At 52.2% G+C, this 25396-nt stretch carries 23 protein-coding genes and 1 pseudogene; 7 read left to right on the top strand and 17 right to left on the bottom strand.

Annotation, left to right across the window (positions count from 1 at the left end; translation table 11 throughout):
* Nucleotides 1-15: 15 nt before the first annotated feature.
* Entirely contained in the window at nucleotides 16-291 is a 276-nt protein-coding gene (locus FEM44_RS12290) for a YtcA family lipoprotein (protein WP_001308208.1), read from the bottom strand.
* Nucleotides 292-499: 208 nt separating this feature from the next.
* Complete coding sequence (yjcS, locus tag FEM44_RS12295; protein ID WP_135523548.1) at nucleotides 500-2485, bottom strand: alkyl sulfatase YjcS; 1986 nt, start codon at nucleotides 2483-2485, stop codon at nucleotides 500-502.
* A 290-nt stretch (nucleotides 2486-2775) separates the two neighbouring features.
* On the opposite strand from yjcS, the gene FEM44_RS12300 reads away from it, so the two are divergent.
* On the top strand, nucleotides 2776-3483 hold the full coding sequence (locus FEM44_RS12300) for a response regulator transcription factor (RefSeq protein ID WP_130205859.1): 708 nt from the start codon (nucleotides 2776-2778) through the stop codon (nucleotides 3481-3483).
* On the opposite strand, the gene FEM44_RS12305 is transcribed toward FEM44_RS12300, so the two are convergent.
* From FEM44_RS12305 to FEM44_RS12330, 6 genes are read right to left on the bottom strand one after another with little or no spacing between them, the layout of a single operon-like run.
* Complete coding sequence (locus tag FEM44_RS12305) at nucleotides 3480-4481, bottom strand: carbohydrate kinase family protein (RefSeq protein WP_135523549.1); 1002 nt, start codon at nucleotides 4479-4481, stop codon at nucleotides 3480-3482. The two genes, FEM44_RS12300 and FEM44_RS12305, sit on opposite strands and share 4 nt — an antisense overlap.
* Nucleotides 4478-5338 carry a ketose 1,6-bisphosphate aldolase gene (locus tag FEM44_RS12310; RefSeq protein WP_135523550.1) on the bottom strand — a complete coding sequence of 287 codons (861 nt, stop codon included), beginning with the start codon at nucleotides 5336-5338 and terminating at the stop codon, nucleotides 4478-4480. Before FEM44_RS12310 ends, FEM44_RS12305 begins: the two co-directional genes overlap by 4 nt.
* A gap of 14 nt (nucleotides 5339-5352) precedes the next feature.
* The gene (locus tag FEM44_RS12315; protein ID WP_135523551.1) at nucleotides 5353-6036 is read right to left on the bottom strand and encodes a D-lyxose/D-mannose isomerase; all 684 of its coding nucleotides are present in this window, start codon (nucleotides 6034-6036) and stop codon (nucleotides 5353-5355) included.
* Between the two features lie 54 nt (nucleotides 6037-6090).
* A complete protein-coding gene (locus tag FEM44_RS12320) occupies nucleotides 6091-7032 on the bottom strand; it encodes an ABC transporter substrate-binding protein (RefSeq protein WP_135523552.1) in 942 nt (313 codons plus the stop codon).
* Nucleotides 7033-7062: 30 nt separating this feature from the next.
* Nucleotides 7063-8037 (bottom strand): ABC transporter permease subunit, encoded by a 975-nt coding sequence (locus FEM44_RS12325; RefSeq protein WP_000213465.1) that lies wholly within the window; start codon nucleotides 8035-8037, stop codon nucleotides 7063-7065.
* Nucleotides 8034-9554, bottom strand: a complete 1521-nt coding sequence (locus FEM44_RS12330) for a sugar ABC transporter ATP-binding protein (RefSeq protein WP_138159006.1) — start codon at nucleotides 9552-9554, stop codon at nucleotides 8034-8036. The genes FEM44_RS12325 and FEM44_RS12330 overlap by 4 nt, the downstream gene beginning before the upstream one ends.
* A gap of 113 nt (nucleotides 9555-9667) precedes the next feature.
* On the opposite strand from FEM44_RS12330, the gene FEM44_RS12340 reads away from it, so the two are divergent.
* Entirely contained in the window at nucleotides 9668-11929 is a 2262-nt protein-coding gene (locus tag FEM44_RS12340; RefSeq protein ID WP_135523553.1) for a hybrid sensor histidine kinase/response regulator, read from the top strand.
* 68 nt (nucleotides 11930-11997) lie between these two features.
* Nucleotides 11998-12327 carry a DDRRRQL repeat protein YjdP gene (yjdP, locus tag FEM44_RS12345; protein WP_135523554.1) on the top strand — a complete coding sequence of 110 codons (330 nt, stop codon included), beginning with the start codon at nucleotides 11998-12000 and terminating at the stop codon, nucleotides 12325-12327.
* A 122-nt stretch (nucleotides 12328-12449) separates the two neighbouring features.
* Here yjdP and phnO read toward each other — a convergent pair whose 3' ends face one another.
* From phnO to FEM44_RS12365, 4 genes and pseudogenes are all read right to left on the bottom strand, one after another.
* Entirely contained in the window at nucleotides 12450-12884 is a 435-nt protein-coding gene (gene phnO, locus FEM44_RS12350; RefSeq protein ID WP_135523555.1) for an aminoalkylphosphonate N-acetyltransferase, read from the bottom strand.
* Nucleotides 12871-12954 (bottom strand): annotated as a pseudogene (locus FEM44_RS12355) (ribose 1,5-bisphosphokinase); the annotation flags it as partial. The pseudogene FEM44_RS12355 and the gene phnO, both read right to left, overlap by 14 nt.
* Entirely contained in the window at nucleotides 12947-13381 is a 435-nt protein-coding gene (gene yjdN / locus FEM44_RS12360; protein ID WP_135523556.1) for a VOC family metalloprotein YjdN, read from the bottom strand. The pseudogene FEM44_RS12355 and the gene yjdN, both read right to left, overlap by 8 nt.
* Nucleotides 13382-13558: 177 nt before the next feature.
* The gene (locus tag FEM44_RS12365; RefSeq protein WP_001300891.1) at nucleotides 13559-13894 is read right to left on the bottom strand and encodes a zinc ribbon domain-containing protein YjdM; all 336 of its coding nucleotides are present in this window, start codon (nucleotides 13892-13894) and stop codon (nucleotides 13559-13561) included.
* A gap of 397 nt (nucleotides 13895-14291) precedes the next feature.
* On the opposite strand from FEM44_RS12365, the gene crfC reads away from it, so the two are divergent.
* The 4 genes from crfC (at nucleotide 14292) to pmrR (ending at nucleotide 19364) form a co-directional block, all read left to right on the top strand.
* Nucleotides 14292-16520, top strand: a complete 2229-nt coding sequence (gene crfC / locus FEM44_RS12370; protein ID WP_135523557.1) for a clamp-binding protein CrfC — start codon at nucleotides 14292-14294, stop codon at nucleotides 16518-16520.
* Entirely contained in the window at nucleotides 16517-17395 is an 879-nt protein-coding gene (locus tag FEM44_RS12375) for a diguanylate cyclase regulator RdcB family protein (protein WP_135523558.1), read from the top strand. Before crfC ends, FEM44_RS12375 begins: the two co-directional genes overlap by 4 nt.
* Before the next feature lie 262 nt (nucleotides 17396-17657).
* A complete protein-coding gene (gene proP, locus FEM44_RS12380; protein WP_130216781.1) occupies nucleotides 17658-19160 on the top strand; it encodes a glycine betaine/L-proline transporter ProP in 1503 nt (500 codons plus the stop codon).
* A 114-nt stretch (nucleotides 19161-19274) separates the two neighbouring features.
* A complete protein-coding gene (gene pmrR / locus FEM44_RS12385; protein WP_074399408.1) occupies nucleotides 19275-19364 on the top strand; it encodes an LpxT activity modulator PmrR in 90 nt (29 codons plus the stop codon).
* Here pmrR and pmrB read toward each other — a convergent pair.
* From pmrB to adiY, 5 genes are all read right to left on the bottom strand, one after another.
* Nucleotides 19340-20440: a two-component system sensor histidine kinase PmrB gene (gene pmrB / locus FEM44_RS12390; RefSeq protein WP_167850680.1), complete on the bottom strand. Its 1101-nt coding sequence runs from the start codon at nucleotides 20438-20440 to the stop codon at nucleotides 19340-19342. The two genes, pmrR and pmrB, sit on opposite strands and share 25 nt — an antisense overlap.
* Complete coding sequence (gene basR, locus FEM44_RS12395; protein WP_000697915.1) at nucleotides 20441-21109, bottom strand: two-component system response regulator BasR; 669 nt, start codon at nucleotides 21107-21109, stop codon at nucleotides 20441-20443.
* Nucleotides 21106-22749: a phosphoethanolamine transferase EptA gene (gene eptA, locus FEM44_RS12400; protein ID WP_135523559.1), complete on the bottom strand. Its 1644-nt coding sequence runs from the start codon at nucleotides 22747-22749 to the stop codon at nucleotides 21106-21108. Before eptA ends, basR begins: the two co-directional genes overlap by 4 nt.
* A gap of 104 nt (nucleotides 22750-22853) precedes the next feature.
* Nucleotides 22854-24191, bottom strand: a complete 1338-nt coding sequence (gene adiC / locus FEM44_RS12405; RefSeq protein WP_135523560.1) for an arginine/agmatine antiporter — start codon at nucleotides 24189-24191, stop codon at nucleotides 22854-22856.
* A 136-nt stretch (nucleotides 24192-24327) separates the two neighbouring features.
* Complete coding sequence (gene adiY / locus FEM44_RS12410) at nucleotides 24328-25089, bottom strand: DNA-binding transcriptional activator AdiY (RefSeq protein WP_130221796.1); 762 nt, start codon at nucleotides 25087-25089, stop codon at nucleotides 24328-24330.
* Between the last annotated feature and the right edge of the window lie 307 nt (nucleotides 25090-25396).

Below are 25396 nucleotides of genomic sequence, written 5' to 3' on the forward strand. Positions count from 1 at the left end.
CGCGTCTCAAATAGATTAGAAAAATGCCAGCCAGAACAGCATGGCGTAGAGAGCAAAAAGGGCGGTATAAATAATTCCGACAAATGCCAGATTGATATTTGTCCGCTGAATAATTCGCCTCGTGATGAGCGTCAAAATAAGGCTGGCAATGGCGCAGAAAAACCAGCTGGGATAATAAGCGCCGATCACCGGGATTGCCGGAGATAATGAGCATCCCGAAACCATGAAAACGGGAATTATCCACGCTGTTTTTTTGAGTTGCATCGCCATGCGAGAGAGAACTGTTGGCATATTAAATACATCCTGTCTGCTGCGAACAATATCTGTAGTGAATATCAATATCCATTGAAGGCGTCAGTATGGCTATTTTCTCGATGAATAAAAATAGCTTTATTCAGCCACCGCATTCATAACTTATATATTTTATTTATTAATTGGCTGTATATATTTTTAAAATAAATGCTTTTGGGGGCTTCAGCGCCCCCAAAAGCGAGTGGCATTAATTTGGGGTTACAATATTCACCCACAAATCGAAATTATCCAGACAAGCAATAATTTCTTCCAGTTTCGCGCCATTGCCAATAATTTTGGCTTTCTTCGCTTTTACCAGATCCGCCATTTTGGCTTGTCCGGTCAGCACGGCGTGCAGATCTTCACGGCTGATGTAGAAAGAGGCGTTGGCTTGTGGTTGCAGCGTTTTACGGTAGTTAAGCACGCTATCGTTCAGGGTCAGGTTGAGGTTATCGCCGTTACTCATATTGAAGTTCAGGCTGATGTTCTTCCCGGCAGCTTTTTCGCTATCGAGTCGAACGGCCATAAAGTCGAACAGCATTTCGACCGACATCCCGCGAATGGTATCCGGGGAACCGGTGGTACCGTGACTGAACTTATGTACCCCTTCGCGCAGCTCTTTCGCGCCAGTCAGGTAGAAACCGCGCCAGGTGGCGGACTCGGCCTGATAGCCCAGCTGTTCAAAGTTATTCGCTTGCAGATTCTTCGCGACCTGGTCACCCGGGTTGGCGGCAATCACCTGTTTCAGCAACTCTGCGGACCAGCGATAATCACCTTGCTTGTTCGCTTCTTTCGCCAGGTTGATGACACGGGCAGAACCGCCCAGCGCCTGCACATAACGTTTACCCATCTCCACCTGACCATACGGATGCAGGTTAGCCGGGTTACCGTCGTAATAGCCAAGATAGAAGTTATACACCGCGCGGGCGTTGTGGCTGACAGAACCGTAATAGCCGCGGCTGGCCCAGTTATTGGCAAGCGCAGGCGGCAGCTTAATCATGTCGCCGATTTCATTCATGGTGTAGCCCTGGTTCGCCAGGTGCAGGGTCTGGTCGTGAATGTACTTGATAGTATCGCGATATTTACCAATATAATCATTGATATGCTTATTGCCCCACACCGGCCAGGTGTGCGGCATAAACAGTACTTCTGCGTCGTTACCCCACATATCCAGCGTTTCGTTCAGATACTCGGTCCACTTGCTGGTGTCGCGGGTTTTCGCGCCGCGCAGAGTGTAGAAGTTGTGCAGGGTATGCGTGGCGTTCTCGGCGGTACACAGGGCTTTCAGGGCCGGAATATAGAAGTGCATTTCGGCTGGCGCTTCGCTGCCTGGGGTCATCAGGAAGTCAAACTCCAGGCCGTCGATAATCATCTTCTCGCCAGTTCTGACGATAGTTTTAGTCGGTGCAATAATGCTCGGGTCGCCCGTTGCCAGCGTCACGCCAAGGCCATTACCCACGTTACCTTGCGCGTTGTGCGGCAGTAACAGACCGTAAGAGTAGAGCGCACGGCGGCTCATGATGTTACCCGCCAGCACGTTTTCGCTGATGGCTTCGTCCATAAAGCCAGCCGGAGCGATTACCTGAACTTTGCCGGATTTAACATCAGCTTCAGAGATAATGCCTTTCACGCCGCCATAGTGGTCAGTGTGGCTGTGAGTGTAGATAACGGCAACAATCGGTTTTTGCGGACGATGCTGGAAGTAAAGGTCAAGTGCGGCTTTTGCGGCAGGCGGCGTTACCAGCGGGTCGATAACAATAATGCCTTTCTCACCCTCAACGAACGTAATGTTAGAGATATCCTGGCCGCGCACCTGATACATTTTATCGGTGACTTTGAACAGGCCAGAAATACCGTTGATCTGCGACTGACGCCACAGGCTGGGGTTTACGGTTTCCGGCGCTGCGGCATTAATATCAAATTTGTAATCGTCCGCGCGGTAGTAAACTTTACCGTTAGCATCACGCAGAATACCTTCATCCAGCAGCGGGGCGATAAATCCTCGCTGGGCATCGTCAAAATCCTGCCGATCGCTAAACGGTAATGATTTGGCGTAATTCTGATTAACCTGCTGGGTATATTGAGTAGCGACTTTCGCTTCATCTGTTGCGTAAGCGGTATTTATCATCATGCCGCTGACGGTGGTTAACGCAATAACAATCCTGCTCAAACGGAATAACCGAGAGTTATTCATATAAATCTCCATTTATCATTTATGTCGTAAATATATAATCCATGCAAAATACGTCATTTAAAGCTGGCGTTATCATAATTGGGAATTTGCGACTTTAATAAGTGGAAGTGTGAGCGGAACGAGCCATTTTATTAGGCATTTGTGCTGAAGAGGGAAAATGACGGCATATTTATTATTGCCATCAATAATGTGACCTGACTTATGTTTTTATTATATATATTGCTTTTCTCTTTCACTTCGGCAAGAAGTCCGCACAATGATTAATCAGGTGAATAATTCGGAGTATAACCATGAAACCTGTTGTGCTGGTGGTGGATGATGACACGGCTATCTGCGCACTGTTGCAGGACGTGTTAAGTGAACATGTCTTTACGGTTTCAGTCTGCCATACCGGGCAGGAGGCAATATCACGTGTTGAGGGCGATCCTGATATCGCGCTGGTGGTGCTGGATATGATGCTACCCGATACCAACGGCCTGAGGGTATTGCAACAATTACAGAAAATGCGTCCTGCACTGCCGGTGGTGATGCTGACCGGCCTGGGCAGCGAGTCTGATGTGGTGGTCGGGCTGGAAATGGGCGCAGATGATTACATCTGCAAGCCGTTTACCCCACGGGTAGTGGTCGCGCGACTAAAAGCGGTGCTACGGCGCGTTGGCGCGCTGGTGGTCAATGAGGAGAAAAACGCCGGGCTGTCATTCAATGGCTGGTATCTCGATACCACGCGCTGCCAGTTGCACAATCCGCTACAGCAACATGTCGAGCTGACCCAGGGCGAATATGGCTTGTTACTGGCCCTGGCGCAAAACGCTCGTCGGGTGTTAAGCCGCGAGCAGTTGCTGGAGTTCACCCACAGCGATAGCGTGGAGGTGTTTGATCGCACTATCGACGTATTAATCATGCGCTTACGACGCAAAATCGAACTAAACCCGCATCAGCCGATGTTGATTAAAACTCTGCGCGGTCTGGGGTATGTCTTCGCTGCCGACGTGCACTAATCCGACATTTCTGTTTGCAGTTCTTCCAGCGTTTTTGCCCCGTCGATGGCATTGGCGCATAACAGACTTGCCCGCGCGCAGGCGTGTGCCAGTTTTATGCTCTCGGTAAGCGTCCAGCGTTCATGGCAGCCATATAAAAATCCGGCACAAAATGCATCGCACGCGCCGACACTGCCGATAATTTCTCGTTGTTCTAACTTTTGCGAAGGGATCCACACGCCGCCATGTTCCGGTGTCTCTCCCCAGGCACCTTCCGGACAGTGGATCACCACTCTCTGGCGTACGCCCGCATCTAACAGTTCACGCGCGGCGGCAGCAATATGCACGATATGCGGTTCGCCGTTGGGTAAGCGAATTTCCAGCCCACTAAACTCCCCGGCCTCCAGTTCGTTAATTACCAGATAATCCAGATGGCGCAACGTGGGCAGCACCATCGGCTGATAACGCGGATCGCCCTTGCGGGAGACAAGGTCGAGCGAGGTTTCAAAGCCAGTATCACGCATTTGCGCCAGCAGACGTGCGCTACGAGTACCGTAAACATCGTCCGGCATATCCAGGCTGTCGAGCAACAGTAAATAGCCGAGATGGAAAATCTTCATGCTGTTATCAAGCTGATCGAATGCCGGAAGATCAAGCAGTCGGTTAGCGCCCGGCGAATGGAAAAAGGTGCGCTGCCCGCCTGGGTCGGTCATCACCTGCGACATCGACGTCGGGGCAAAGGTGGTGCGCTGCACATGCTGGCGATTGACGTGATATTGCTCAAGCATCGCCATGATGTAATCGCCGTCGCTGTCCTGACCGATTAGCCCGACCGCCTGTAACGGCAACCCGGAGCGCATTTTCGCCAGCGTCAGCAGGACGTTAAGCGGCGCGCCTCCGGTTGAGCGTTCGCTGTGGGTGATCTCCGCCAGCCAGCCGCGCTCTGGCCACTGGATAATCTGATGGACGTGGTCAACCAGCATATTGCCTGCGGCGATAATCCCTTTACGTTCCATCATGCTTGCCCCGCACTGCCGAAAATACGCATCTGTTGTGCAACCGTATCGCTGATGGCGGCTTCCACTGCCAGCAGTAACTCGGCGAACTCGTCATACATCGGCTGACGGCGCGCCATTCGGGTCTCAACGGCTGCCAGCGCCGCTTGCGACATACCCGTGTAGAAATTGATTTTGTGGATACCTATTTCTATGGCGCGGTGGAAATCGGCATCGCTAATCCCTGAGCCGCCGTGTAACACTAGCGGGATAGCCGCCTGCTGGCGGATAGCGTCGAGGCGCGGGAAATCGAGTTTCGGTTCGCCGCGATATTTGCCGTGTGCATTGCCAATCGCCACGGCCAGCGCGTCAATGCCGGTACGGTCGACAAAATCTCGCGCCAGTTGCGGATCGGTAAACAGAGATTCATCGGCATGACCGTAAAGCGCACCGCCTTCGTCGCCACCTACCGCGCCCAGTTCAGCTTCTACCGATACGCCAACGGCATGGCACATTTTCACCACTTCCCGCGTCTGGCGGACATTTTCTTCATACTCCAGCGTGGAGCCGTCAAACATTACCGAGCTGAATCCCAGCCGCAACGCTTGCACCACCGATTCAAAATGCAGCCCGTGATCGAGATTTAACACCACCGGAATGGCATGGCGCGCCGCTTCAAATTTCACGGCTTCGACCAGGGAATCCAGCGAGATATATTTAAAATGTACTTCGGCAATGTTGATAATAAACGGCGAACGTTCTTGTCTGGCCGCAGCGAATAGTGCGCGTAAAAAGTGTGAGTCCAGCACATTAAACGCACCTAACGCATAGTGATGTTCGCGGGCATGAGCCAGCCCTTCAGCGAGAGAAATCAACGGCATAACGTTCTCCTTATTCAGCGGAACTGGCGGTATTCGTTACACAACACCAACTGGGCCGGTTCGTCTTCGTCAATCAGGTTGTAGCGGTCCAGCGGCTGTAAAAAGTGGTTATCGTGGTCGTCGTCATTAACAGAAGAGACTTCGCCAACCAGCACATCGCCAAAACCGGCTTCTGCCCAAAAGCTGTGATAAAGGCCTGGCGGCAGGCAGATACTTTCGCCGGGAGACAGGCGCAACTGACTGCCTGCGGTATGTTTCTGGCGGCAGCCGTCGATCACCACCGTAACGTCGCTATCAACCGTTTGCTCGTTGCTATCGGCATTCCATAGTTCAACAATCAAATTGCCGCCGCCGCGATTGATAATGTCCTCACGCTTACGCCAGTGAAAATGCATTGGCGTTACCTGCGCATCGCGCACATGCATGATCTTCTCGGCGTAACATTTCGCATACGGCATTCCTTTTGGCGAACCGTTACGCAGGGTAAACAGCGTCAGCCCCTGTGCAGCAAAGTCGTTGCTACCAAAAGCGGTAACATCCCAGCCGAGTTTGAGATCAAAAACTTCCTCCCACGCGGTGGTGTCGAGTTGTTGCCATTGGGCAGGTGTGAAACTGGCAAAGGGCGGAAGATGCACGTCATGTTGCGAAAAGAATTGCCGTGTATGGCCGAGAATGTCGTTTATAGCGGAGCGTTTCATCGAAAGCGTTCTCCTTAGCGGTGGCCGGGCAGCTGCGCCGCCCGGTGTGTGGACTTATTTCACCGTCCAGCCTTTGTAATTGCCGACGTTGTTTTTGTCGATCATCGTCACCGGGATCAGCACCGGCTCTTTCGGCGCGGGTTTGCCCTGCAAAATGTCATAACCGATCTCAACCGCTTTCGCTGCCATCACCTGGGGATCTTGCGCAGGGGTGGCGACAAACAACGAGTTCTCACGTTTCAGCGCCTCTTCGGCGTCTGGGCTTCCGTCAACGCCGACAATAAAGAACTCGTTACGTTGAGCCTGTTTTGCTGCCAGATCGGCACCGATCGCGGTGGGATCGTTAATCGCAAATACGCCGTCAATCTTCGGATTTGCCGCCAGCAGCCCGGTCATCACCTCCAGCCCGCCTTCACGGCTGCCTTTGGCGTTCTGGTTGTCAGAGAGCACCTTGATGTCAGGATGGCGTTTAAATTCAGTCTGGCAGCCTTCAACGCGGTTTTGCACGGCGGACACCGGAGGCCCGTTGATGATCACCACGTTGCCTTTGCCTTTCAGGCGATCGGTGATGTATTTACAGGCCATTTCGCCCGCCTGGGTGTTATCGGAGGTGATGGTCGCATCGGCGCCTTCTGCCGCTACGTCAACTGCGACGACCACGATCCCGGCATCTTTCGCCCGTTTCACCGCCGGGCCGATCCCTTTTGAATCGGCAGCGTTGAGGATGATCATATCGACGTTAGCGGCGATAAAGTTGTCTATTTGCGACACCTGCTGGCCCAGATCGTAGCCGCTGGACACCAGCGTCACTTTGACGTTATCGCCCGCCAGTTTGTGCGCTTCCAGCTCCGCACCTTTGGTGATCTGCACGAAGAATGGGTTTGCCAGATCGCCTACCGTCACGCCTATCGATTTCAATTCTTTTGCCTGGGCGAACGGTGCTGCGGCCAGCAGCGCGCCTGCACAGAGCGCGGTCACTAAGGGCTTCAATCTCATGCTGTATTCCTCATGTGTAGGGTATTGTTGTTATGCGCTTTGATGATGTCGGGTACGGTATTTATCGATCAGCACCGCAATGATGATCACCGCCCCTTTGATCACCAGTTGCCAGAAGTAAGAGACGCCCATTAGGGTCATGCCGTTGTTTAGCGTGGCGATAATCAGCGCCCCAACCAGCGTGCCGGTGATGGTGCCGATGCCGCCAACGAAACTGGTGCCGCCGAGGATCACCGCCGCAATGGCATCCAGTTCGTACCCCATGCCTAAGTTGCCGTTGGCGCTGTACAGCCGCGAGGCGCTCATAATCCCGCCAAGCCCTGAAAGCAGGCCGCTCATGCCATAAACAAACAGCAGCACGAGCCAGACCTTAATGCCGGTAAGACGCGCCGCCTGCATATTGCCGCCGACGGCGTAGATATGAACGCCAAGCGTGGTGCGGCGCAGAATAAACCAGCACAGCACAATCACTGCGAGGGCAATCACCACCAGCCACGGGATCGGCCCGAGATAGTTATTACCTATCCACTCGAAATTAATGTTGGAGTTGATGACCGTGGTGCCGTCCGCCAGCAGATACGCCGCCCCGCGTAGCGCCGTATAGGTGCCGAGCGTGACGATAAACGGTGGCAATCCGGCAAAGGCCACCAGCGCGCCGTTGAACAACCCCAGCAGCAGGCCGAGCATCAGCGCCGCTGGAATCGACAGCATGGCGAACTCCGGGCTAAGGGAGACGACCATCGCCGCCACCGCCGTGGTGCCGAGAATCGACCCTACGGAAAGGTCGATCCCGCCGGTCAAAATGATGAAGGTCATCCCCGCCGCCAGCACAATGTTGATCGACGCCTGGCGGGTAATATTCAGCAGGTTGCTTTCGGTAAAAAAGTTCGGTGCGATAAAGCCAAATACCGCCACGATCAGAATTAAAATGGGCAAAATGCCGACCGTTTGCATCAGATCGCTCATCAGCATTTTTTTGGCAGAGGTCTTTGCAGAGGTCGTCATGAGGGCACCGCCTGGGAATGGGCGTCGTTGACGCCAGTCGCTAAGGTCATAATGTTTTCCTGGGTGATGTTTTTGCCGTTTAACTCACCGGCAATGCTGCCTTCGCGCATCACATAGACGCGATCGCTCATGCCGACTATCTCCGGCAGTTCGCTGGAGATCATCAGGATCGCCACGCCCTTGCGCGCCATCTCGTTCATGATCCGGTAGATCTCGCTTTTTGCGCCGACGTCCACGCCGCGGGTGGGTTCGTCGAGCAGTAAAATGCGTGGGCCAATTGCCACCCAGCGGGAGATCAACAGTTTTTGCTGATTGCCGCCCGAAAGCCCGCCCGCTCGCACCTGGGCATGAGGCACGCGGATGTTGAGCAACTTGATAGCGTCATCGGAGATGGTTTGTGCTTTTTTGCGGTTGAGCATTCCCCAGCTGGCATCGCGCTCCAGGGTTGCCATGGTGATGTTTTCGGCTGCCGCCATTTCAAGGAATAAGCCTTGTTCTTTGCGATTTTCGGTGAGAAAACCAATGCCAAGATCGATGGCTTCGCGCGGGGAGTGGATCACCACCGGTTCACCATCGATTTCAATCATTCCGCCCGTCGCTTTATGCACGCCGAAGATCAACTGCGCCAGTTCGGAACGTCCGGCTCCTACCAGCCCGGCGAGGCCAACAATTTCGCCGGAACGCACCAGCAGGCTGCTCGGCTGGACTTTGCCACCGTCGGTCAGGTGGTGAACATTCAGGCGGGCTTTGCCGAGCGGGATATCGCGCTCTTTATTGAACAGATCGCTCAGTGGCCTACCGACCATCATCCGCACCAGTTCAGCGGCGTTGAGATTGTCGCGGGTCAGGCTGCCAACGTATTGCCCGTCGCGCAGCACGCTGACGCGATCGGACAGCTCATACACTTCCGCCATGCGGTGGCTGATATAGATAATCGCCATCCCTTCATTGCGCAGCCGCATAATCAGTTCAAACAGGCGGTGAGTTTCACGCGAGGAGAGGGCGGCGGTGGGTTCGTCCATCACCAGAATGCGGCTGTTGCGATGCAGCGCGCGGGCGATTTCGACCTGTTGTTGCTCGGCAATGGTCAGCGTCATGACTTTATCGCTGGCGTTAAACTGCGCGCCGAGGCGGTCGATCACTTTTTGCGCCTGCACCAGCATCTCTTTACGCTGCACCAGCCCGCCGTGGGAAAGCTCGCTGCCGAGGAAAATATTTTCTGCCACCGTCAGATTCGGTGCCAGCTGCATCTCCTGATAAATCAGCGTAATACCGGCGCTTAAGGCATCTTTCGGTGTGCGAATGTGAAAGGGCTTGCCGTCAATCAGGATCTCGCCGCTGGTGGCGGTATACGCCCCCGCCAGCACCTTCATCAGCGTGCTTTTTCCTGCGCCGTTTTCCCCCATCAGGGCATGGATCTCGCCAGGGTAGACAGTCAAATCCACCCCCTTGAGCGCGTAAAATTTGCCGAAGGCTTTGGCAATATTGCGCATCTCCAGAACCGGCGTGCTGTTCATGGCGGACTCCTGCGAGGTTGTCGATATCAGCACTCCATCACAGGAAAGTAAATGCAAAATGTCAGAAGCCGTTCATATTTGTCATATTGCGATTTTTCTTTACGGAGCGTGATATGGCGCACCCCGGACGTCACTTTTTTGCCAGCGCGCGCGGGCGATTGCTGCTTTTAAATTTGCTGGTGGTGGCGGTGACGCTGATGGTCAGCGGCGTGGCGGTAATGGGCTTTCGCCATGCCAGCCAGATGCAGGAGCAGGTGCAGCAGCAAACGGTGGATGATATGACCGGCAGCCTGAATCTGGCGCGCGACACGGCAAACGTGGCGACGGCGGCGGTGCGATTGTCGCAGGTGGTGGGGGCGCTGGAATATAAAGGTGAAGCCGAGCGATTGCAGGAGACACAGCGGGCATTAAAAAGCTCGCTTGCACAACTGGCGAACGCGCCTTTAGCGCAGCAGGACGCCGGGCTGGTGACGCGAATCATCCAGCGCAGCAATGAACTGCAAACCAGCGTCGGCGGAATGCTGGAGCGGGGGCAAAGGCGGCATCTGGAGCGTAACGCGCTGTTAAGTTCGCTATATCAAAACTTAAGTTATCTGCGGCATCTACAAAAAGTCACTCACGCGCAAGATGATATTTTGCTTAACGAGATGAACCGGCTGATTGTCGCCGCTATTGCCACGCCCGCGCCGCAGGCGATTATTCATCAACTGGTCGGGGTGATGTCTGCATTACCGACCCACAGCGATACGCCGTTGGTTAATACGTTACTCACTGATTTTAATCGTGAACTGCGCAAACTCGCGCCACTTTCGGCAGCTCTGGAGCAAAGCGATCTGGCGATTAGCTGGTATATGTTCCACATCAAAGCGCTGGTGGCGATACTCAATAGTGACATTAACCATTATGCCGAACAGGTAGCGACGCTCTCCGGTCAGCGGGTGGCGCAAAGTTACCAGGATTTGCGCTCCGGCGAGAGGCTGATCATGATTTTCGCCCTGTTAGCGGTGGTGATCACCGCGTTTGCAGGTTGGTATATCTATCGCAATCTCGGCTCTAACCTGACGGCGATTTCCCGCGCCATGAGCCGCCTGGCGCACGGCGAAGCGGACGTCACTTTTCCGGCGTTACAGCGGCGCGATGAGTTAGGTGAACTGGCGCGCGCCTTTAACGTTTTTGCCCGCAATACCGCATCACTCGAACGAACGTCCCGGCTGTTGAAAGAGAAAACCACGCAGATGGAGATTGCCCAAACCGAGCGGCAGGGGCTGGAAGAGGCGCTATTGCACAGCCAGAAGCTGAAAGCGGTCGGGCAACTGACAGGCGGGCTGGCACATGATTTTAATAATCTGCTGGCGGTGATCGTTGGCAGCCTGGAGCTGGTGAACACGGATTCGCCCGACGCGCCGCGAATACAGCGGGCGCTGCAAGCCGCCGAACGTGGGGCGCTACTGACCCAGCGGCTACTGGCGTTTTCCCGCAAGCAGTCCTTACATCCGCAAGCCGTTGAACTGAAAACTCTGCTGGAAGAGTTAAGCGAATTAATGCGCCACTCCTTACCGGCAACGCTGGCGCTGGAGATTGAAGCGCAGTCTCCGGCGTGGCCCGCGTGGATTGACGTCAGCCAGCTGGAAAACGCCATCATCAATCTGGTAGTGAACGCCCGCGATGCGATGGAAGGGCAGACGGGAATCATAAAAATTCGCACCTGGAATCAGCGCGTTACTCGCAGCAGTGGGCAGCGACAGGATATGGTGGCGCTGGAGGTCATCGATCATGGCAGCGGCATGTCGCAGGAGGTGAAAAGCCAGGTGTTCGAGCCGTTCTTTACCACCAAACAGACGGGCAGTGGCAGCGGACTAGGCTTGTCGATGGTCTATGGTTTCGTGCGCCAGTCCGGCGGGCGCGTGGAAATTGAAAGTGCGCCGGGGCAGGGAACAACGGTCAGATTACAGCTTCCCCGCGCGCTGGTGGCGGCGAAAAACGTATTGCCAGCGGTGGTAGAGCAGACAGCCGTCAGCGGCGATAAACTGGTGTTAGTGCTGGAAGATGAAGCCGCGGTGCGCCAGACCATCAGCGAACAATTGCACCTGCTGGGCTATTTGACGCTGGAAGCGAGCAGCGGCGAACAGGCGCTGGGGCTGCTGGCGGCATCAGCAGAAATCGATATCTTTATCAGTGACTTAATGCTCCCCGGCGGCATGAGCGGCGCAGAAGTGGTCAATGCGGCCCGCAAACTTTACCCGCACCTGACGCTGCTACTCATCAGCGGCCAGGATTTACGCCCCAGCCATAACCCCGCGCTGCCAGACGTGGCGCTGCTGCGCAAACCCTTTACCCGCGCGCAGCTGGCGCAGGCGCTGGGGCAAGAGAATTGAGAATCCTCCGCTACTCGCAGCAGGCACCTTTGCCTACCTTGTATTAACTTTGTTGCGAGGCCGAGTTTATGAAACGCCACTCCACGCTCTTTCTTTTTACCCTGCTCACGCTGACCACCGTTCCGGCCCAGGCCGATATTATCGACGACACCATTGGCAATATTCAGCAGGCGATTAACGACGCTTATAACCCTGACCGTGGGCGAGACTATGAAGATTCGCGCGACGACGGCTGGCAGCGTCAAGTGAGCGACGATCGGCGTAGACAATATGACGACCGCCACCGCCAGTTTGAAGATCGCCGCAGGCAGCTGGACGATCGCCAGCGCCAGCTTGATCAGGAGCGTCGGCAACTGGAGGATGAAGAGCGGAGAATGGAAGATGAGTATGAGCGATGATGTAGGGTATGGAGCAGGCATCGCCCCTCACCCTCTCCCCAGAGGGGCGAGGTGAGGGGCCAGCGCGCAGATGACCCACCCCATCACGCCATCCCCGACTGTGCGCCGCCGGGAGGCTTTTCTTACAGCGCCTTCGTGAAGCGGAAGTGGCTCTGCTCGTAGCCTTCGCGCAGATAGAAACGGTGCGCGTCGTGGCGCTTGACGTTGGTGGAAAGTTCGGTCATTTCGGCCCCGGCCTGGCGGGCTTCTTCTTCTGCCCATGCCAGCAACTTGCTGCCCACGTTCAAACCGCGCGCCTGCGGCATCACCACCAGTTCCTGAATTTCGCCGATCCAGTTGACATGATGCAGATGAAACTGCAAATGCAGGCCGATCATGCCGATAACTTCGCCATCCAGCAGCGCCAGATGGTAGCGCATATTCGGGTCGCGCAGGTTGGCGTTAAAGCCCACGCGAAACGCGTGATGGTCAAACTCCGCCTGTTTTAGCTCACAAATCAGCGCGTAAACCGCGTCGGTATCGTACTGCGTGGCCGGGCGAAGCTCACAAGCAAGCATGGTGTTTCTCCTTCTGATGGATCAGCGTCAGCAGCGTGTCGACCGACTGTCGCAGACTGCCGTCATTGTTGTTTGACGACATTAATCATCCACGGCACGCCATATTTATCGGTGACTTTACCGAAGCCATGCGCCCAGAAGGTTTCCTGCCAGTCCATTTCGATTTTTCCGTTGGCGGCAAGATTATCAAACCACTGTTTTCCTTGTTCGACCTGTTGCGAATCGAGCACCAGCGTAAAGCCGGAGTAGCTGGCTTTTCCTGATGGCATGGCATCGCTCATCATGATATCGCTACCAGCAATGCGCACGTTAGCATGGGCGATGGCGGTATCGGGAAATTGCATCCCGGAAGGGCAGCCTTCGGCGCTTTCCTGCGCTGATTTCGGCATTTCCCCGAAGCTGATTTTATAGAGCAGTTCCGCGCCCAATGTGCGTTGATAATAAGCAATTGCGTCGGCACAGTTACCGGCAAAAGAGAGGTAGGGACTTAACGGCATGATTGTGACCTCAGTTAAGAGAAGCCAGTTAAGTGTAGTTCGAAATTTGTACAGATGAGAGGCTGCCTGATAAGACGCGTGAGCGTCGCATCAGGCATCTGGCACCGTTGCCGGATGCGGCGCGAGCGCCTTATCCGGCCTACCGATCATGTGCCAACATTAGATTGAGCAATACAATCAGTTCTTTTTCACAAACTCAGATTTCAGTTTCATCGGACCAAAACCGTCGATTTTGCAGTCGATGTTATGGTCGCCTTCAACCAGGCGGATGTTTTTCACTTTGGTGCCGATCTTCAGCATCGAAGAGCTACCTTTTACCTTCAGATCTTTAATGATGGTAACGCTGTCGCCGTCAGCCAGCAGATTGCCGTTAGCATCTTTAACGATCAGCTCGTCACTTTCCTGTGCAGGTTCTGCGTCGTTCCATTCGTAGGCGCATTCCGGGCAGATGTACATGCCGTTATCTTCGTAAGTGTATTCGGAGTTGCATTTTGGACAGTGTGGTAATGACATGTGGTTTTCCTCAAAAGTCAGCGGGGCAAAAGCGCCAAAAAACGGCAGATTGCCGAAAAAGGCCGCAATTATACACAAAATCCCTGAGTTTGTCGGGGGTACTGCTGATTTTAGACGACGATCGTTTTCATTTGAAAGAGAAGGCAAAAAGAAAATAATCTTTTTGCCTCAGTTTATTATTTGAGATAAGGTTAACTTTATTCTTGTTATTTTTTTAATTTAATTGTTTTTTATCTTTCTGACTTTTAAACGTGTCGGAAGAGACTTCGACATTCTAATAAAAACAACAAATTAAATATAAATTATTTCCCGCAGTAATTATAAAAGCCGAAAACAGAACTAAAAAACGATCTGGCTAAATAAAAGTAATAAAATTTGCTTTAAGGAAGAACTTTCCATGTGCACACAGACAATATATGAGTTAAGTCAGGAGGCGGAACGTCTGTTACTGCTTTCCCGACAACAGTTGCAGTTACTGGAAAAAATGCCTCTCACTGTACCTGGAGAAGTGGCGCCGCCTCTAACTTTACCCTGGAGTCAACATAATATCGTCGAGCGCCACGCGATGCTGAATAATGAGCTGCGTAAAATTTCCCGTCTGGAAATGGTACTGGCGATTGTCGGCACTATGAAAGCAGGGAAATCAACCACCATTAATGCCATTGTTGGCACTGAAGTTCTTCCTAATCGCAATCGCCCTATGACTGCGCTGCCAACGCTTATTCGCCATACGCCGGGGCAAAAAGAACCCGTGCTGCATTTTTCACATGTCGCGCCAATTGACCGTTTAATCCAACAATTACAACAGCGCCTGCGTGATTACGATATTAAGCATCTGACCGATCTGCTGGAAATAGATAAAGATATGCGTGCACTTATGCAGCGGATCGAAAATGGCGTCGCTTTCGAAAAATATTACCTGGGCGCCCAGCCTATTTTTCATTGTCTGAAAAGTTTGAATGATTTGGTGCGCATGGCGAAAGCGCTGGACGTTGATTTTCCTTTTTCTGCTTACGCAGCCATCGAACATATCCCAGTGATTGAAGTGGAGTTCGTCCATCTGGCGGGGCTGGAAAGTTATCCGGGGCAGTTAACATTACTGGATACTCCCGGGCCAAACGAAGCCGGGCAACCACATCTGCAAAAAATGCTTAATGAGCAGCTGGCGCGTGCTTCTGCGGTGCTGGCGGTGATGGATTATACGCAACTGAAATCGATCTCCGATGAAGAGGTGCGCGCGGCGGTTATGGCCGTCGGCAAGTCAGTACCGCTGTATGTATTGGTCAATAAATTCGATCAGCAGGATCGTAACAGCGACGATGCCGAACAGGTGCGGGCGCTGATTTCCGGTACGTTGATGAAAGGCTGTGTTACGCCAGGGCAGATATTTCCGGTATCGTCTATGTGGGGCTATCTGGCGAATCGGGCGCGCCATGAGTTAGCTAGCAGCGGCAGGTTGCCCGATCCTCAACAGCAACGTTGGGTGGAGGATTTCGCTCATGCGGCGCTCGGCAGGCGCTGGTGTAACGCGGATCTGGAGGATATCGACCATATTCGCCATGCAGTTGAGCAATTGTGGGAAGACTCGTTATTCGAACAGCCGGTGCAGGCGTTGCTTCATGCCGCGTACGCCAACGCGTCGTTGTACGCTCTGCGTTCTGCCTCGCATAAATTGTTGAATTACGCCCAGCAGGCGCGGGAGTACCTTGATTTTCGCGCCCACGGCCTGACTGTCGCCTGCGAGCTATTGCGGCAAAATATCCACCAACTCGAAGAAAATTTGCAGCTATTGCAACTCAATCAGACGCAGGTGAGCGGTGAGATTCAACATGAAATAGAGCTGGCTCTGGCATCAGCCAACGACTTTTTGCGTCAGCAGCAAGATCAGGTGAATGCCCAGTTAGCCGTGCTGTTTCAACATGATTCGTGGCCATTAAGCGAGATTCGTACTCGCTGCGAGACACTGTTACAGACGGCACAGACCCAAATCAGCCGGGATTTCACGCTGCGTTTTGCTGAACTGGAATCAACCCTTTGCCGGGTACTAACCGATGTTATTCGTCCCATTGAACAACGGGTTAAAGTGGCATTGAGTGAGTCTGGGTTTCGCCCTGGATTTGAGTTTCCTGTTTTTCGCAGCGTGGTTCCCCACTTCAATACTCGCCAGCTATTCAGCGATGCAATATCACTCCAGGAAATACCGGATGAGCAGGTCACCCGTTTAGGTGTTGTACGTGAGACTTTCTCGCGCTGGTTGAATCAACCAGACTGGGGACGGAGTAGTGAGAAATCCCCGACGAAGACCGTTGATTACAGTGTGCTACAACGTACTTTAACCGAAGAAATTGACCTCTATTGCCAACAAATGGCTAAAGTTTTAGCGGTTCAGGTCGATGATTCTGTCACGGCAGGAATGAGCGCATTTTTCGCTGATTTCGCTGTATGTTTGACGGAATTGCACACGCGCTTACGCGAAAGTCTGGCTTTGCGACAGCAAAATGAATCCGTGGTGAAAATTATGCAGCAGCAATTGCTGCAGACTGCAACAACGCACGGCTGGATTTATACGGACTCTCAGTTGTTACGCGATGATATTCAAACTCTTTTCACGGCAGAACAGTATTGACAAAGACGTTACTGGACGGCCCAGGTCGCGTGCTGGAGTCGGTTCATCCCCGCTTTTTAGTGGATCTGGCGCTGGGCGATGATACTCGCCATCCGCAAGCCCATCAGCAGCAGTTTCGTGAACGACTGATCCAGGAGATCCTTGCTCGCACACAGCTTCAGACGTGGGCGAATGCCGGAATGTTAAATGCGCCGCTTAGTCTACGCCTGGCATTGGTGGAAAAACTGGCGGCAATGCTTGACCCCGGTCATCTGGCGTTGACACAGATCGCACAATATCTGGCGTTACTGCAAAAAAGGGATCTCCGCCCACAATCCGCTTTCCCGGAACTCCAGCAGCAAATTACCGCTTTATATGAGTGGTTTTCAGCCCGTTGTCACTGGAAGGAAAAAGCCTTAACGCAACGAGGGTTACTGGTGCAGGCGGGCGAACAGAGCGAGCAAATTTTTACTCGCTGGCATGCCGGTGCGTATGACAGTTGGTCGCTGCCTGGACGTTGTTTCATCGTTCTGGAAGAGCTGCGTTGGGGGGCGTTTGGCGATGCCTGCCGTCTGGGAAGTCCGCAAGCGGCAGCGTTGTTGCTTGATGATTTGCGCGTGAAAGCGACGCAATACCTGGCTGAAAGTATCAACGCAGCACCGACTACTCGTCATTATTACCACCAGTGGTTCACATCATCTACAGCTCTAAGTAGTGTGGAACATGCTGACTTTTTAGGTTGGTTGGGTAAGTGGTCCGATGCAGATAAACAGCCCGTTTGCTGGTCGGTGACTCAACGTTGGCAAACTGTCGCGGTGGGGATGCCACGGCTTTGTTCAGCACAACGTCTGGTGGAGGCCATGGTCGAGGAAATCTTCTCTGTAAATCACGTGTAAATAATCAGTTACATTAGTGAGTGTTTAACGAAATTCATGTGTGAAGTTGATCACAAATTTAAACGCTGGTAGGGTAAAAAGGTCATTAACTGCCCAATTCAGGCGTCAACTGGTTTGGTTGTACAATTCTTAATCGGAACGTGTAAGTAAACCCGCTACGCTTGTTACAGAGATTGCACCCTGCAATTCCCGCTTCCCTTTTGCGGGCGCCACGTTATTTGCCTGACGTGTGCGGAAATGGGCTTACTCTGCGAGGAAAGCTATGCTGAAAAGGAAAAAAGTAAAACCGATTACCCTTCGTGACGTCACTATTATTGATGACGGTAAACTGCGCAAAGCCATTACCGCAGCATCGCTGGGTAATGCAATGGAATGGTTCGATTTTGGTGTTTATGGTTTTGTTGCCTACGCGTTAGGTAAGGTCTTTTTCCCGGGGGCAGACCCCAGCGTGCAGATGGTTGCTGCACTTGCCACCTTCTCCGTTCCCTTTCTGATTCGACCGCTTGGCGGGCTCTTCTTCGGTATGTTGGGCGATAAATATGGTCGCCAGAAGATCCTTGCGATCACCATTGTGATTATGTCGATCAGTACGTTCTGTATTGGATTAATACCGTCCTACGCCTCTATTGGTATTTGGGCACCGATTCTGTTGTTGATCTGTAAGATGGCGCAAGGGTTCTCGGTGGGGGGTGAATATACCGGGGCGTCGATATTTGTTGCGGAATACTCTCCTGACCGTAAACGCGGCTTTATGGGCAGTTGGCTGGATTTCGGTTCTATTGCCGGGTTTGTGCTGGGTGCGGGCGTGGTAGTGTTAATTTCGACCATCGTCGGCGAAGAAAACTTCCTCGACTGGGGCTGGCGTATTCCGTTCTTTATCGCTCTGCCTTTAGGGATTATCGGGCTTTACTTGCGCCATGCGCTGGAAGAGACGCCTGCTTTCCAGCAACATGTTGAGAAACTGGAGCAGGGCGACCGGGAAGGTCTGCAGGATGGTCCGAAAGTCTCGTTTAAAGAGATTGCTACCAAACACTGGCGCAGTCTGTTGACGTGTATTGGCCTGGTGATTGCCACCAACGTCACTTACTACATGCTGCTGACCTATATGCCGAGTTATTTGTCGCATAACCTGCACTACTCCGAAGACCACGGAGTGCTGATTATTATCGCCATTATGATTGGTATGCTGTTTGTGCAACCGGTGATGGGGCTGCTTAGTGACCGTTTTGGCCGTCGTCCGTTTGTGATCCTCGGTAGTGTTGCGCTGTTTGCGCTGGCGATCCCGGCGTTCATCCTGATTAACAGTAATATCATCGGCCTGATTTTCGCCGGGTTGTTGATGCTGGCAGTGATCCTTAACTGCTTTACGGGTGTTATGGCCTCAACGCTGCCAGCGATGTTCCCGACGCATATCCGTTACAGTGCGCTGGCGGCGGCATTTAATATTTCGGTGCTGATTGCCGGTCTGACGCCAACGCTGGCGGCCTGGCTGGTCGAAAGCTCGCAGGATCTGATGATGCCCGCCTATTATCTGATGGTCGTGGCGGTGGTTGGTTTAATCACCGGCGTAACCATGAAAGAGACGGCGAATCAGCCATTGAAAGGTGCGACGCCAGCGGCGTCAGATTTACAGGAAGCGAAGGAAATTCTTGTCGAGCATTACGATAATATTGAGCAAAAAATCGAGGATATTGACCACGAGATTGCCGATTTGCAGGCGAAACGTTCTCGCCTGGTGCAGCAACATCCGCGTATTGATGAGTAATCTGAAATGGATGGCCTGATGCGACGCTGTCTTATCAGGCGTACACCCGAACTCTTAAGGTTCACTTAATCTCTGACGCGCATACTCTCCTCCAGGTTAACGGAGGAGAGTGCAATGAAAAACCGTATTTATGAACGTTTAACTACCGTGTTCAGCGTGCTGGTAGTCAGCAGCTTTCTCTATATCTGGTTTGCCACGTACTGATCTTTCTTCAGCCGTACCCAGGCACGCGTGCCCGAGGTTTCTTCCCGGTTTTGCAGGAAAAACTGCCCGTGATGTAACTGCGTGATGCGGCTGACAATACTTAATCCCAGACCAATTCCGCCATAACGGCTGTCCATTCGTACAAACGCTTTGCTTAATTCCCCGCATTTACTCTCATCAATACCTGGTCCTTCATCTTCAACCGCCATTACCGCACCGCCATCTTCTTGCAGCTTAATCATAATGTTGCTGCCTTGTGGGCTGTAACGATGGGCGTTTTCCACCAGGTTTCGCAATAACATCCGCAGCAGGGTCGCGTCGCCCTGAACAGTGATGTCAGCGGCGCTCTCTGGTAACAGCAAAGTTTGTTGACGCTGGTCGAGCATGGTGCTGAGTTCGTCATAGGAGGGCAGGATCACATCTTCCAGCAGTTTTACATGCTGATAATTACCGGATGAAAATGACTGACCCGCACGCGCCAGTTGTAACAACTGGGAGACGCTCTCCATCATCTGATCAAGCCGCGCCACTAACGGCGCTACATCAATGTGATGCGTTTTCGCCATCAACTCCAGATGCAAACGTACCCCCGCCAGCGGCGTTCGCAGTTCGTGAGCGACGTCAGCGGTAAACAACCGTTCGTTATCTAGCGTGCTGGTCAGGCGAGATACCAGATCGTTCAAAGCTGAAACCACCGATTCGATTTCGAGGGTGGCACTGTGAATGGCAATGGGCGTTAAGTTGTCGGCGGTACGCGCTTCCAGCTCTTTTTGCAACTCCGCCAGTGGACGGGTGATGCGCCGTACCGCCTGATAGCAGATGAATAGCGTCAGGCTGACCATAAACACGCCGGGGACAATCAGGCTGGCAACCGCTTCGCGGATCTCACGCATGATGTGGCGATCGTTGTTGCGATTGTCGCGTAACGCCTGCTCAAATAGCTGAATCTGCTCGGTACTTTCATGCCATAGCCAGAAGACGCTGATCAGCTCAAACACCAACAGAATGGCCCCGATGGTCAATATCAGCCTTTGGCGCAGCGATATTGGTCGGCGCAGAAAACGCATCAGACTCAATTAGTTTTCCTCATTCGCGACCAGCATATAGCCAAAGCCGCGCACGGTGCGGATACGGGCTTTGCCCACTTTGTCGCGCAGATTGTGGATATGCACTTCCAGGGTGTTGGTCGAGGGTTCATTGTCCCAGTTATAGATGTCGTTGTAGAGAATTTCCCGATGTACCGGACTGCCCGCTTTGAGCATCAACCGCGACAGCAGAGCATATTCTTTCGGTGTCAGAATCAACTCTTCACCGCCCATCCATACCTGACGGCGCCCCATATTCAGCGTCAGATTGCCAACAATCAGTTCACTTTCGCCCTGATTATTATGGCGTCGTAGCAGGGCGCGGATACGGGCGTGTAACTCTTCCAGCGCAAAAGGCTTCACCAGATAGTCGTCGGCACCGACATCCAGCCCGGCGATTTTGTCGGTCAGAGTGTCGCGGGCGGTGAGGATCAGCACCGGCAGGGTGTATTTTTTCTGCCGGATACGGGCGAGAAAATGCAGTCCATCTTCGTCAGGTAACCCTAAATCCAGTACCACCAGGCTGTAATGACCGGCCTCAAGGCTTTGTTCCGCCATCCGCGCGGTCGTGACGCCGTCGCAGGCGTAGCCTTCCGTTTGTGCCGCCAGAATCAGTCCCTGCAATAACAGTGTATCGTCTTCAACAATCAGAATTTTCATTCACTCACTCTCCTGCATGTTTGCAGAATATCATCCGCGGCCTGGTAATACTTCGTCTCAACGCCGGTTAATCCCAACAGGGTTGAGAATAAATTGTCTTGTGAATAGTGCTGCGTTTGTGCCTGTTTTTGCAGGCAGTTCTGGTCAACCTGATACCGCTTTTGATAATCCTCCGACAGCCACAGCAGCATTGGCACCTGTTTTTGGCTATCCGGGGCGATGGCATAAGGCAGGCCGTGCAGATAGAGGCCATTTTCACCTAACGATTCACCGTGATCAGAAAGATAAACCAGGCTGGTGGTAAATTTATCCTGATGTTCTTTCAGTAGATTAATCGCTTTATCAACAATATAGTCGACGTAGACCAGTGTATTGTCGTAAGTGTTTACCAGTTGTTCTTTCGAGCAGGTTTGGATCTCGTTGGTGTCGCAAGTAGGGGTAAATTTCCTGAACTGCGGCGGATAGCGGTTGTAATAGGTCGGGCCGTGGCTGCCGATAGTGTGTAATACAATCACGCCATCACCTTGCAGATTATTGATGTACTCTTCCAGCCCGTGGAATAGCACCTCGTCATAGCATTCGCCGTTGATGCACTGACCAGGCAAGTTCAGCGCAGTGACGTTCTGGTGAGGCACGCGGTCGCAGACGCCTTTACAGCCGCCATCGTTATCATTCCACAGTACATTAATGCCCGCCCGTTGGATGATATCCAGAACACCTTCCTGATGCTGTGCCAGTTCTTCCTTGTAATGCTCACGCGGCATATCCGAGAACATGCATGGCACTGAAACTGCCGTTGCCGTGCCGCAAGACGCGGTATTTGGGAAATAGACCACGTTATCTTTCGCCAGCCGTGGGTTAGTTTCACGCGGGTAGCCGTTGAGCGAGAAGTTCTCTGCCCGCGAGGTTTCGCCGACGATCAGGATGGTCAAATTTTTACGTTTCTCGTTTTGCATTAACGGGTTGCGGTGAGCATCCTCACCAATGCGCACCAGCGGCAGATTTGCCCGTCGCTGGTGGGAATACCATGACCAGCTGGCGACAATGCTGTTAGACGGGCTTAAGGATTTCACCAGCTCTTTGTTGTTGCGAAACAGCGAGGCGTAGTCTTTATAAAACAGCGCGGCGACCAGCAGAATCAGCAGCACAGAAATCAGGATATTAGCCCCACGGAAAAGAACGCTGCGCAGGCGCGAGTTGGCGGGTTTAATTTTAATCCAGCAGGCTATCAGCGCCGCAAATACGCCGCTTAACCCCAGCGTTAATAACATTTGTGGTGTCATCAGCGCATAACTTTCTGCCGGAGTGGTATCAATAATATTGGCAATCATCGAGCGGTCGATGACGATGCCATAGGTCATGATGAAATATTGCGCCGACGCGCCGACCAGAATAAACAGGCACGCCAGCGGGCGATTAAGCCATAAGAAAGAGCCTAGCGTCAGAACAATATTCATCACACTAAACGCGACGACTGGCATTGATAAGAAAACCAGTACGTTATGCAGTGAATCCAGCGGTAACGCCTGCAACACTTGTTTAAAAAAGGCAATATTCAGGCAGATAGAGATATAAAAAGCAGCCAGCAATAGCCAGGCGAGTAAATTCAAAGAGGGTCTTTTTAGAAGGCGCTTCAACATCACGGTATTTCCATCGAACAAAGTGCGCATATGTTCGCAAAGCAAAGTTAAGCCAACCTTAAGTTCTTAAGGTTGGCTTATGCGTTTGCTGGATTAAGGGGGGCTTAATCTTTACTGATCGGTGCATCTAAAGGATAGGGGTTTTTATGCATCCGGTTGTAGTTCAGTGCATACATGGCTGTGATTACCATCAGAGTGACGAATGACCACATGACCTCTTGTGCGCCAGAACCGACCACCGCCCAGATACAGTAAAGGAAGGCGATAGTCGTAATGGTCAGGTACGCCGGGCGCGCTTTGCCAAAGTGACCGTGACCTAAAAGCAGTAAAGCGGCACAGGTGTACAGATAAGGCACGAGGGTAAAGATCACCGATACGGAAGACACCAGACCAAACTCTTTGGTGGCGTTTGGCGAGATGCTGCTGAACTGGAAGATAGTCATCAGAATACCAACGATAATCAACCCGGCAACCGGGGTACCCGCTTTGTTAACGCGGGCAAAAATGGGGGGAAACAGGCCGTCATCGGCAGCCGCTTTCGCCGTTTGCCCGGCCAGTAGTGTCCAGCCGCCCAGCGAGCCTAAGCAACCTGCCGCTGCGCAGAAGGAGACAATGGCCCCAGCGGTATCACCCAGCGCCATCCGCGCTGCATCGCCAAAAGGTGAGGCGGAAACGCGCAGCGCGGCATTAGGGATCATCCCCATAATTGCAGTGGTCGAGAGCACATAGCAGACGGCGGCAATCAACACCCCGCCAATGGTGGCGATAGGCACGTTGCGTTTCGGGTTTTTCACTACGCCCGCCGCAACGGAAGCACTTTCTACCCCGATAAACGACCACAACGTGACGTTTAAGGTACTTTGAATCGCACCGAAAGTACCCTGACCACTCACGTTCCAGGCTGCCATATACGTTTCACTGTGGAACCAGAACCAGCCGAATACTGCAATTCCGACAATGGGGATCAGTGCCAGCACAGTGGCGACAGCCTGCACGCGGGTGATCATTTTTGGACCGACGATATTAAGCAGAACGAAGATCCACAGCACCACCACACAGGTGATGGTTAATACCATAGGATCTTTGAGGATAGGGAAGAAGTAGCTTAAATACCCCACGCCAATGACCACCATGGCAATATTGCCGATCCAGCAGGCCAGCCAGTAGAGAACGTTTGTTTGATACCCGAGGAAAGGGCCAAAGCAGCGGCGCGCGTAGGCATATGAACCGCCAGGGCTGGGATCAAGGAAAGACATTTTGGCGTAGACCATCGACAAAGCCAGCGCACCGATAATCGTCACCAACCAACCATATATGGCTATCCCGCCTGTCGAGGCCAGGTTTGCAGGTAACAGAAAAACCCCTGACCCCATAATATTCCCCGACACCATCAGGGTGACGGGGATTAAGCCCACTTTGTGAGCGTCAGCATCCGAAGACATAATTAAACTCCTGCGAAGGCGAGCTTCGTGACAATAAATTACGTCATATCATACGCCTACACTCGCGCGTTGAATTATCTTCACCCGGGTTATCGCTGATGCTGTTATTAATATAGCTCTTCGTTCAGGTTATAAATCAGGCGACAGAACGTTCTCTGTGCTGACTAACATAATGGAGAGGCGTCATACCATAGAAGTCTTTAAATACAGATATAAAATAGGAAGTGCTGTTGTAGCCGCAGGATTGTGATACCTGTGAGATATTTTTGCCGTCCATCATTAATTCATTTACGGCATAACGCATACGGCAGGTGGTGATTATTTGGCTATAACTGGTGTTTTCACTTTTCAGTTTTTTCTTTAACAAGCTTGGGCTTAGACATAAACAGCTGGCTACCATACTAAGATTCCAGTCTTTATGAATATCGCTTTCAATTATTTGATAAACGCTATCACTTACACAATTACGTAACATATACATCATAAGAGAAAGGAATTTTTTACTGTCGAGAAAACGTGATAGCACAGTGAATAATAATGCACGAGTGCGCTCTTTTTCTGACTCTGTTTCAGCGGGCATCATGCTATGTTGAGCGGCGACGCGAAAGAGGTCCAGTGTCAGGCATGGTAAGGCCAGAACTGGGGTGGCGCTTCGTTGCCAGACGGGTATTTTTGAGAGATCTTTATTCAGAAAACGGAGGTAATCTTTGATGATGTTATGACTAATATGCGCAACCAAAGTGTTATTAAGTGAGGAGACATCAATAATATTATTTTCACAACTTAATAACGCCATGTGGTTAGCCTTCAGGCTTATAGGTTCTTTCCCATTCACCCTTAACCAGACATCTTTTTCAGTCAATAAAACAATACAAGGTTGGTCGCTGCAAATCCTCATACATGTACTCCTGAATGCAAATAAAAGACCCGTTTTCGCCAGGAAGAGCGATACGGGGAAATGGTTATATAATTGTATGACGAATCAAAACATGCATAAAAATAACGTGTTTTACTAATATTACAAATTTTTATAGTAATTTCTCATGTACAAAAAATTTTACATGCTGAAAAAGTGTAAATAACAGGCAAAAAAAAGCGCGGGGTGGGACCGCGCAAAAAGTATGACATTTTTGTTTGCAGCAATTTTTATGAAAACGTTGCCATACTCAAAAGGCCTCAGGTCAGGCGGCGTAATGTTATTTAAA

It is taken from the genome of Escherichia sp. E4742 (assembly GCF_005843885.1).
GTDB lineage: Bacteria > Pseudomonadota > Gammaproteobacteria > Enterobacterales > Enterobacteriaceae > Escherichia.

Bases quoted from the DNA above. Each gene is read 5' to 3' on its own strand.
- phnO (WP_135523555.1), bottom strand. From the start codon at position 12,884: ATGCTTGCTTGTGAGCTTCGCCCGGCCACGCAGTACGATACCGACGCG.
- yjcS (WP_135523548.1), bottom strand. From the start codon at position 2,485: ATGAATAACTCTCGGTTATTCCGTTTGAGCAGGATTGTTATTGCGTTA.
- FEM44_RS12300 (WP_130205859.1), top strand. From the start codon at position 2,776: ATGAAACCTGTTGTGCTGGTGGTGGATGATGACACGGCTATCTGCGCA.
- yjdN (WP_135523556.1), bottom strand. From the start codon at position 13,381: ATGCCGTTAAGTCCCTACCTCTCTTTTGCCGGTAACTGTGCCGACGCA.
- FEM44_RS12320 (WP_135523552.1), bottom strand. From the start codon at position 7,032: ATGAGATTGAAGCCCTTAGTGACCGCGCTCTGTGCAGGCGCGCTGCTG.
- adiY (WP_130221796.1), bottom strand. From the start codon at position 25,089: ATGAGGATTTGCAGCGACCAACCTTGTATTGTTTTATTGACTGAAAAA.
- FEM44_RS12330 (WP_138159006.1), bottom strand. From the start codon at position 9,554: ATGAACAGCACGCCGGTTCTGGAGATGCGCAATATTGCCAAAGCCTTC.
- FEM44_RS12310 (WP_135523550.1), bottom strand. From the start codon at position 5,338: ATGCCGTTGATTTCTCTCGCTGAAGGGCTGGCTCATGCCCGCGAACAT.
- FEM44_RS12305 (WP_135523549.1), bottom strand. From the start codon at position 4,481: ATGATGGAACGTAAAGGGATTATCGCCGCAGGCAATATGCTGGTTGAC.
- pmrR (WP_074399408.1), top strand. From the start codon at position 19,275: ATGAAAAACCGTATTTATGAACGTTTAACTACCGTGTTCAGCGTGCTG.
- basR (WP_000697915.1), bottom strand. From the start codon at position 21,109: ATGAAAATTCTGATTGTTGAAGACGATACACTGTTATTGCAGGGACTG.
- proP (WP_130216781.1), top strand. From the start codon at position 17,658: ATGCTGAAAAGGAAAAAAGTAAAACCGATTACCCTTCGTGACGTCACT.
- FEM44_RS12290 (WP_001308208.1), bottom strand. From the start codon at position 291: ATGCCAACAGTTCTCTCTCGCATGGCGATGCAACTCAAAAAAACAGCG.
- adiC (WP_135523560.1), bottom strand. From the start codon at position 24,191: ATGTCTTCGGATGCTGACGCTCACAAAGTGGGCTTAATCCCCGTCACC.
- FEM44_RS12315 (WP_135523551.1), bottom strand. From the start codon at position 6,036: ATGAAACGCTCCGCTATAAACGACATTCTCGGCCATACACGGCAATTC.
- eptA (WP_135523559.1), bottom strand. From the start codon at position 22,749: ATGTTGAAGCGCCTTCTAAAAAGACCCTCTTTGAATTTACTCGCCTGG.
- yjdP (WP_135523554.1), top strand. From the start codon at position 11,998: ATGAAACGCCACTCCACGCTCTTTCTTTTTACCCTGCTCACGCTGACC.
- FEM44_RS12365 (WP_001300891.1), bottom strand. From the start codon at position 13,894: ATGTCATTACCACACTGTCCAAAATGCAACTCCGAATACACTTACGAA.
- crfC (WP_135523557.1), top strand. From the start codon at position 14,292: ATGTGCACACAGACAATATATGAGTTAAGTCAGGAGGCGGAACGTCTG.
- FEM44_RS12340 (WP_135523553.1), top strand. From the start codon at position 9,668: ATGGCGCACCCCGGACGTCACTTTTTTGCCAGCGCGCGCGGGCGATTG.
- FEM44_RS12325 (WP_000213465.1), bottom strand. From the start codon at position 8,037: ATGACGACCTCTGCAAAGACCTCTGCCAAAAAAATGCTGATGAGCGAT.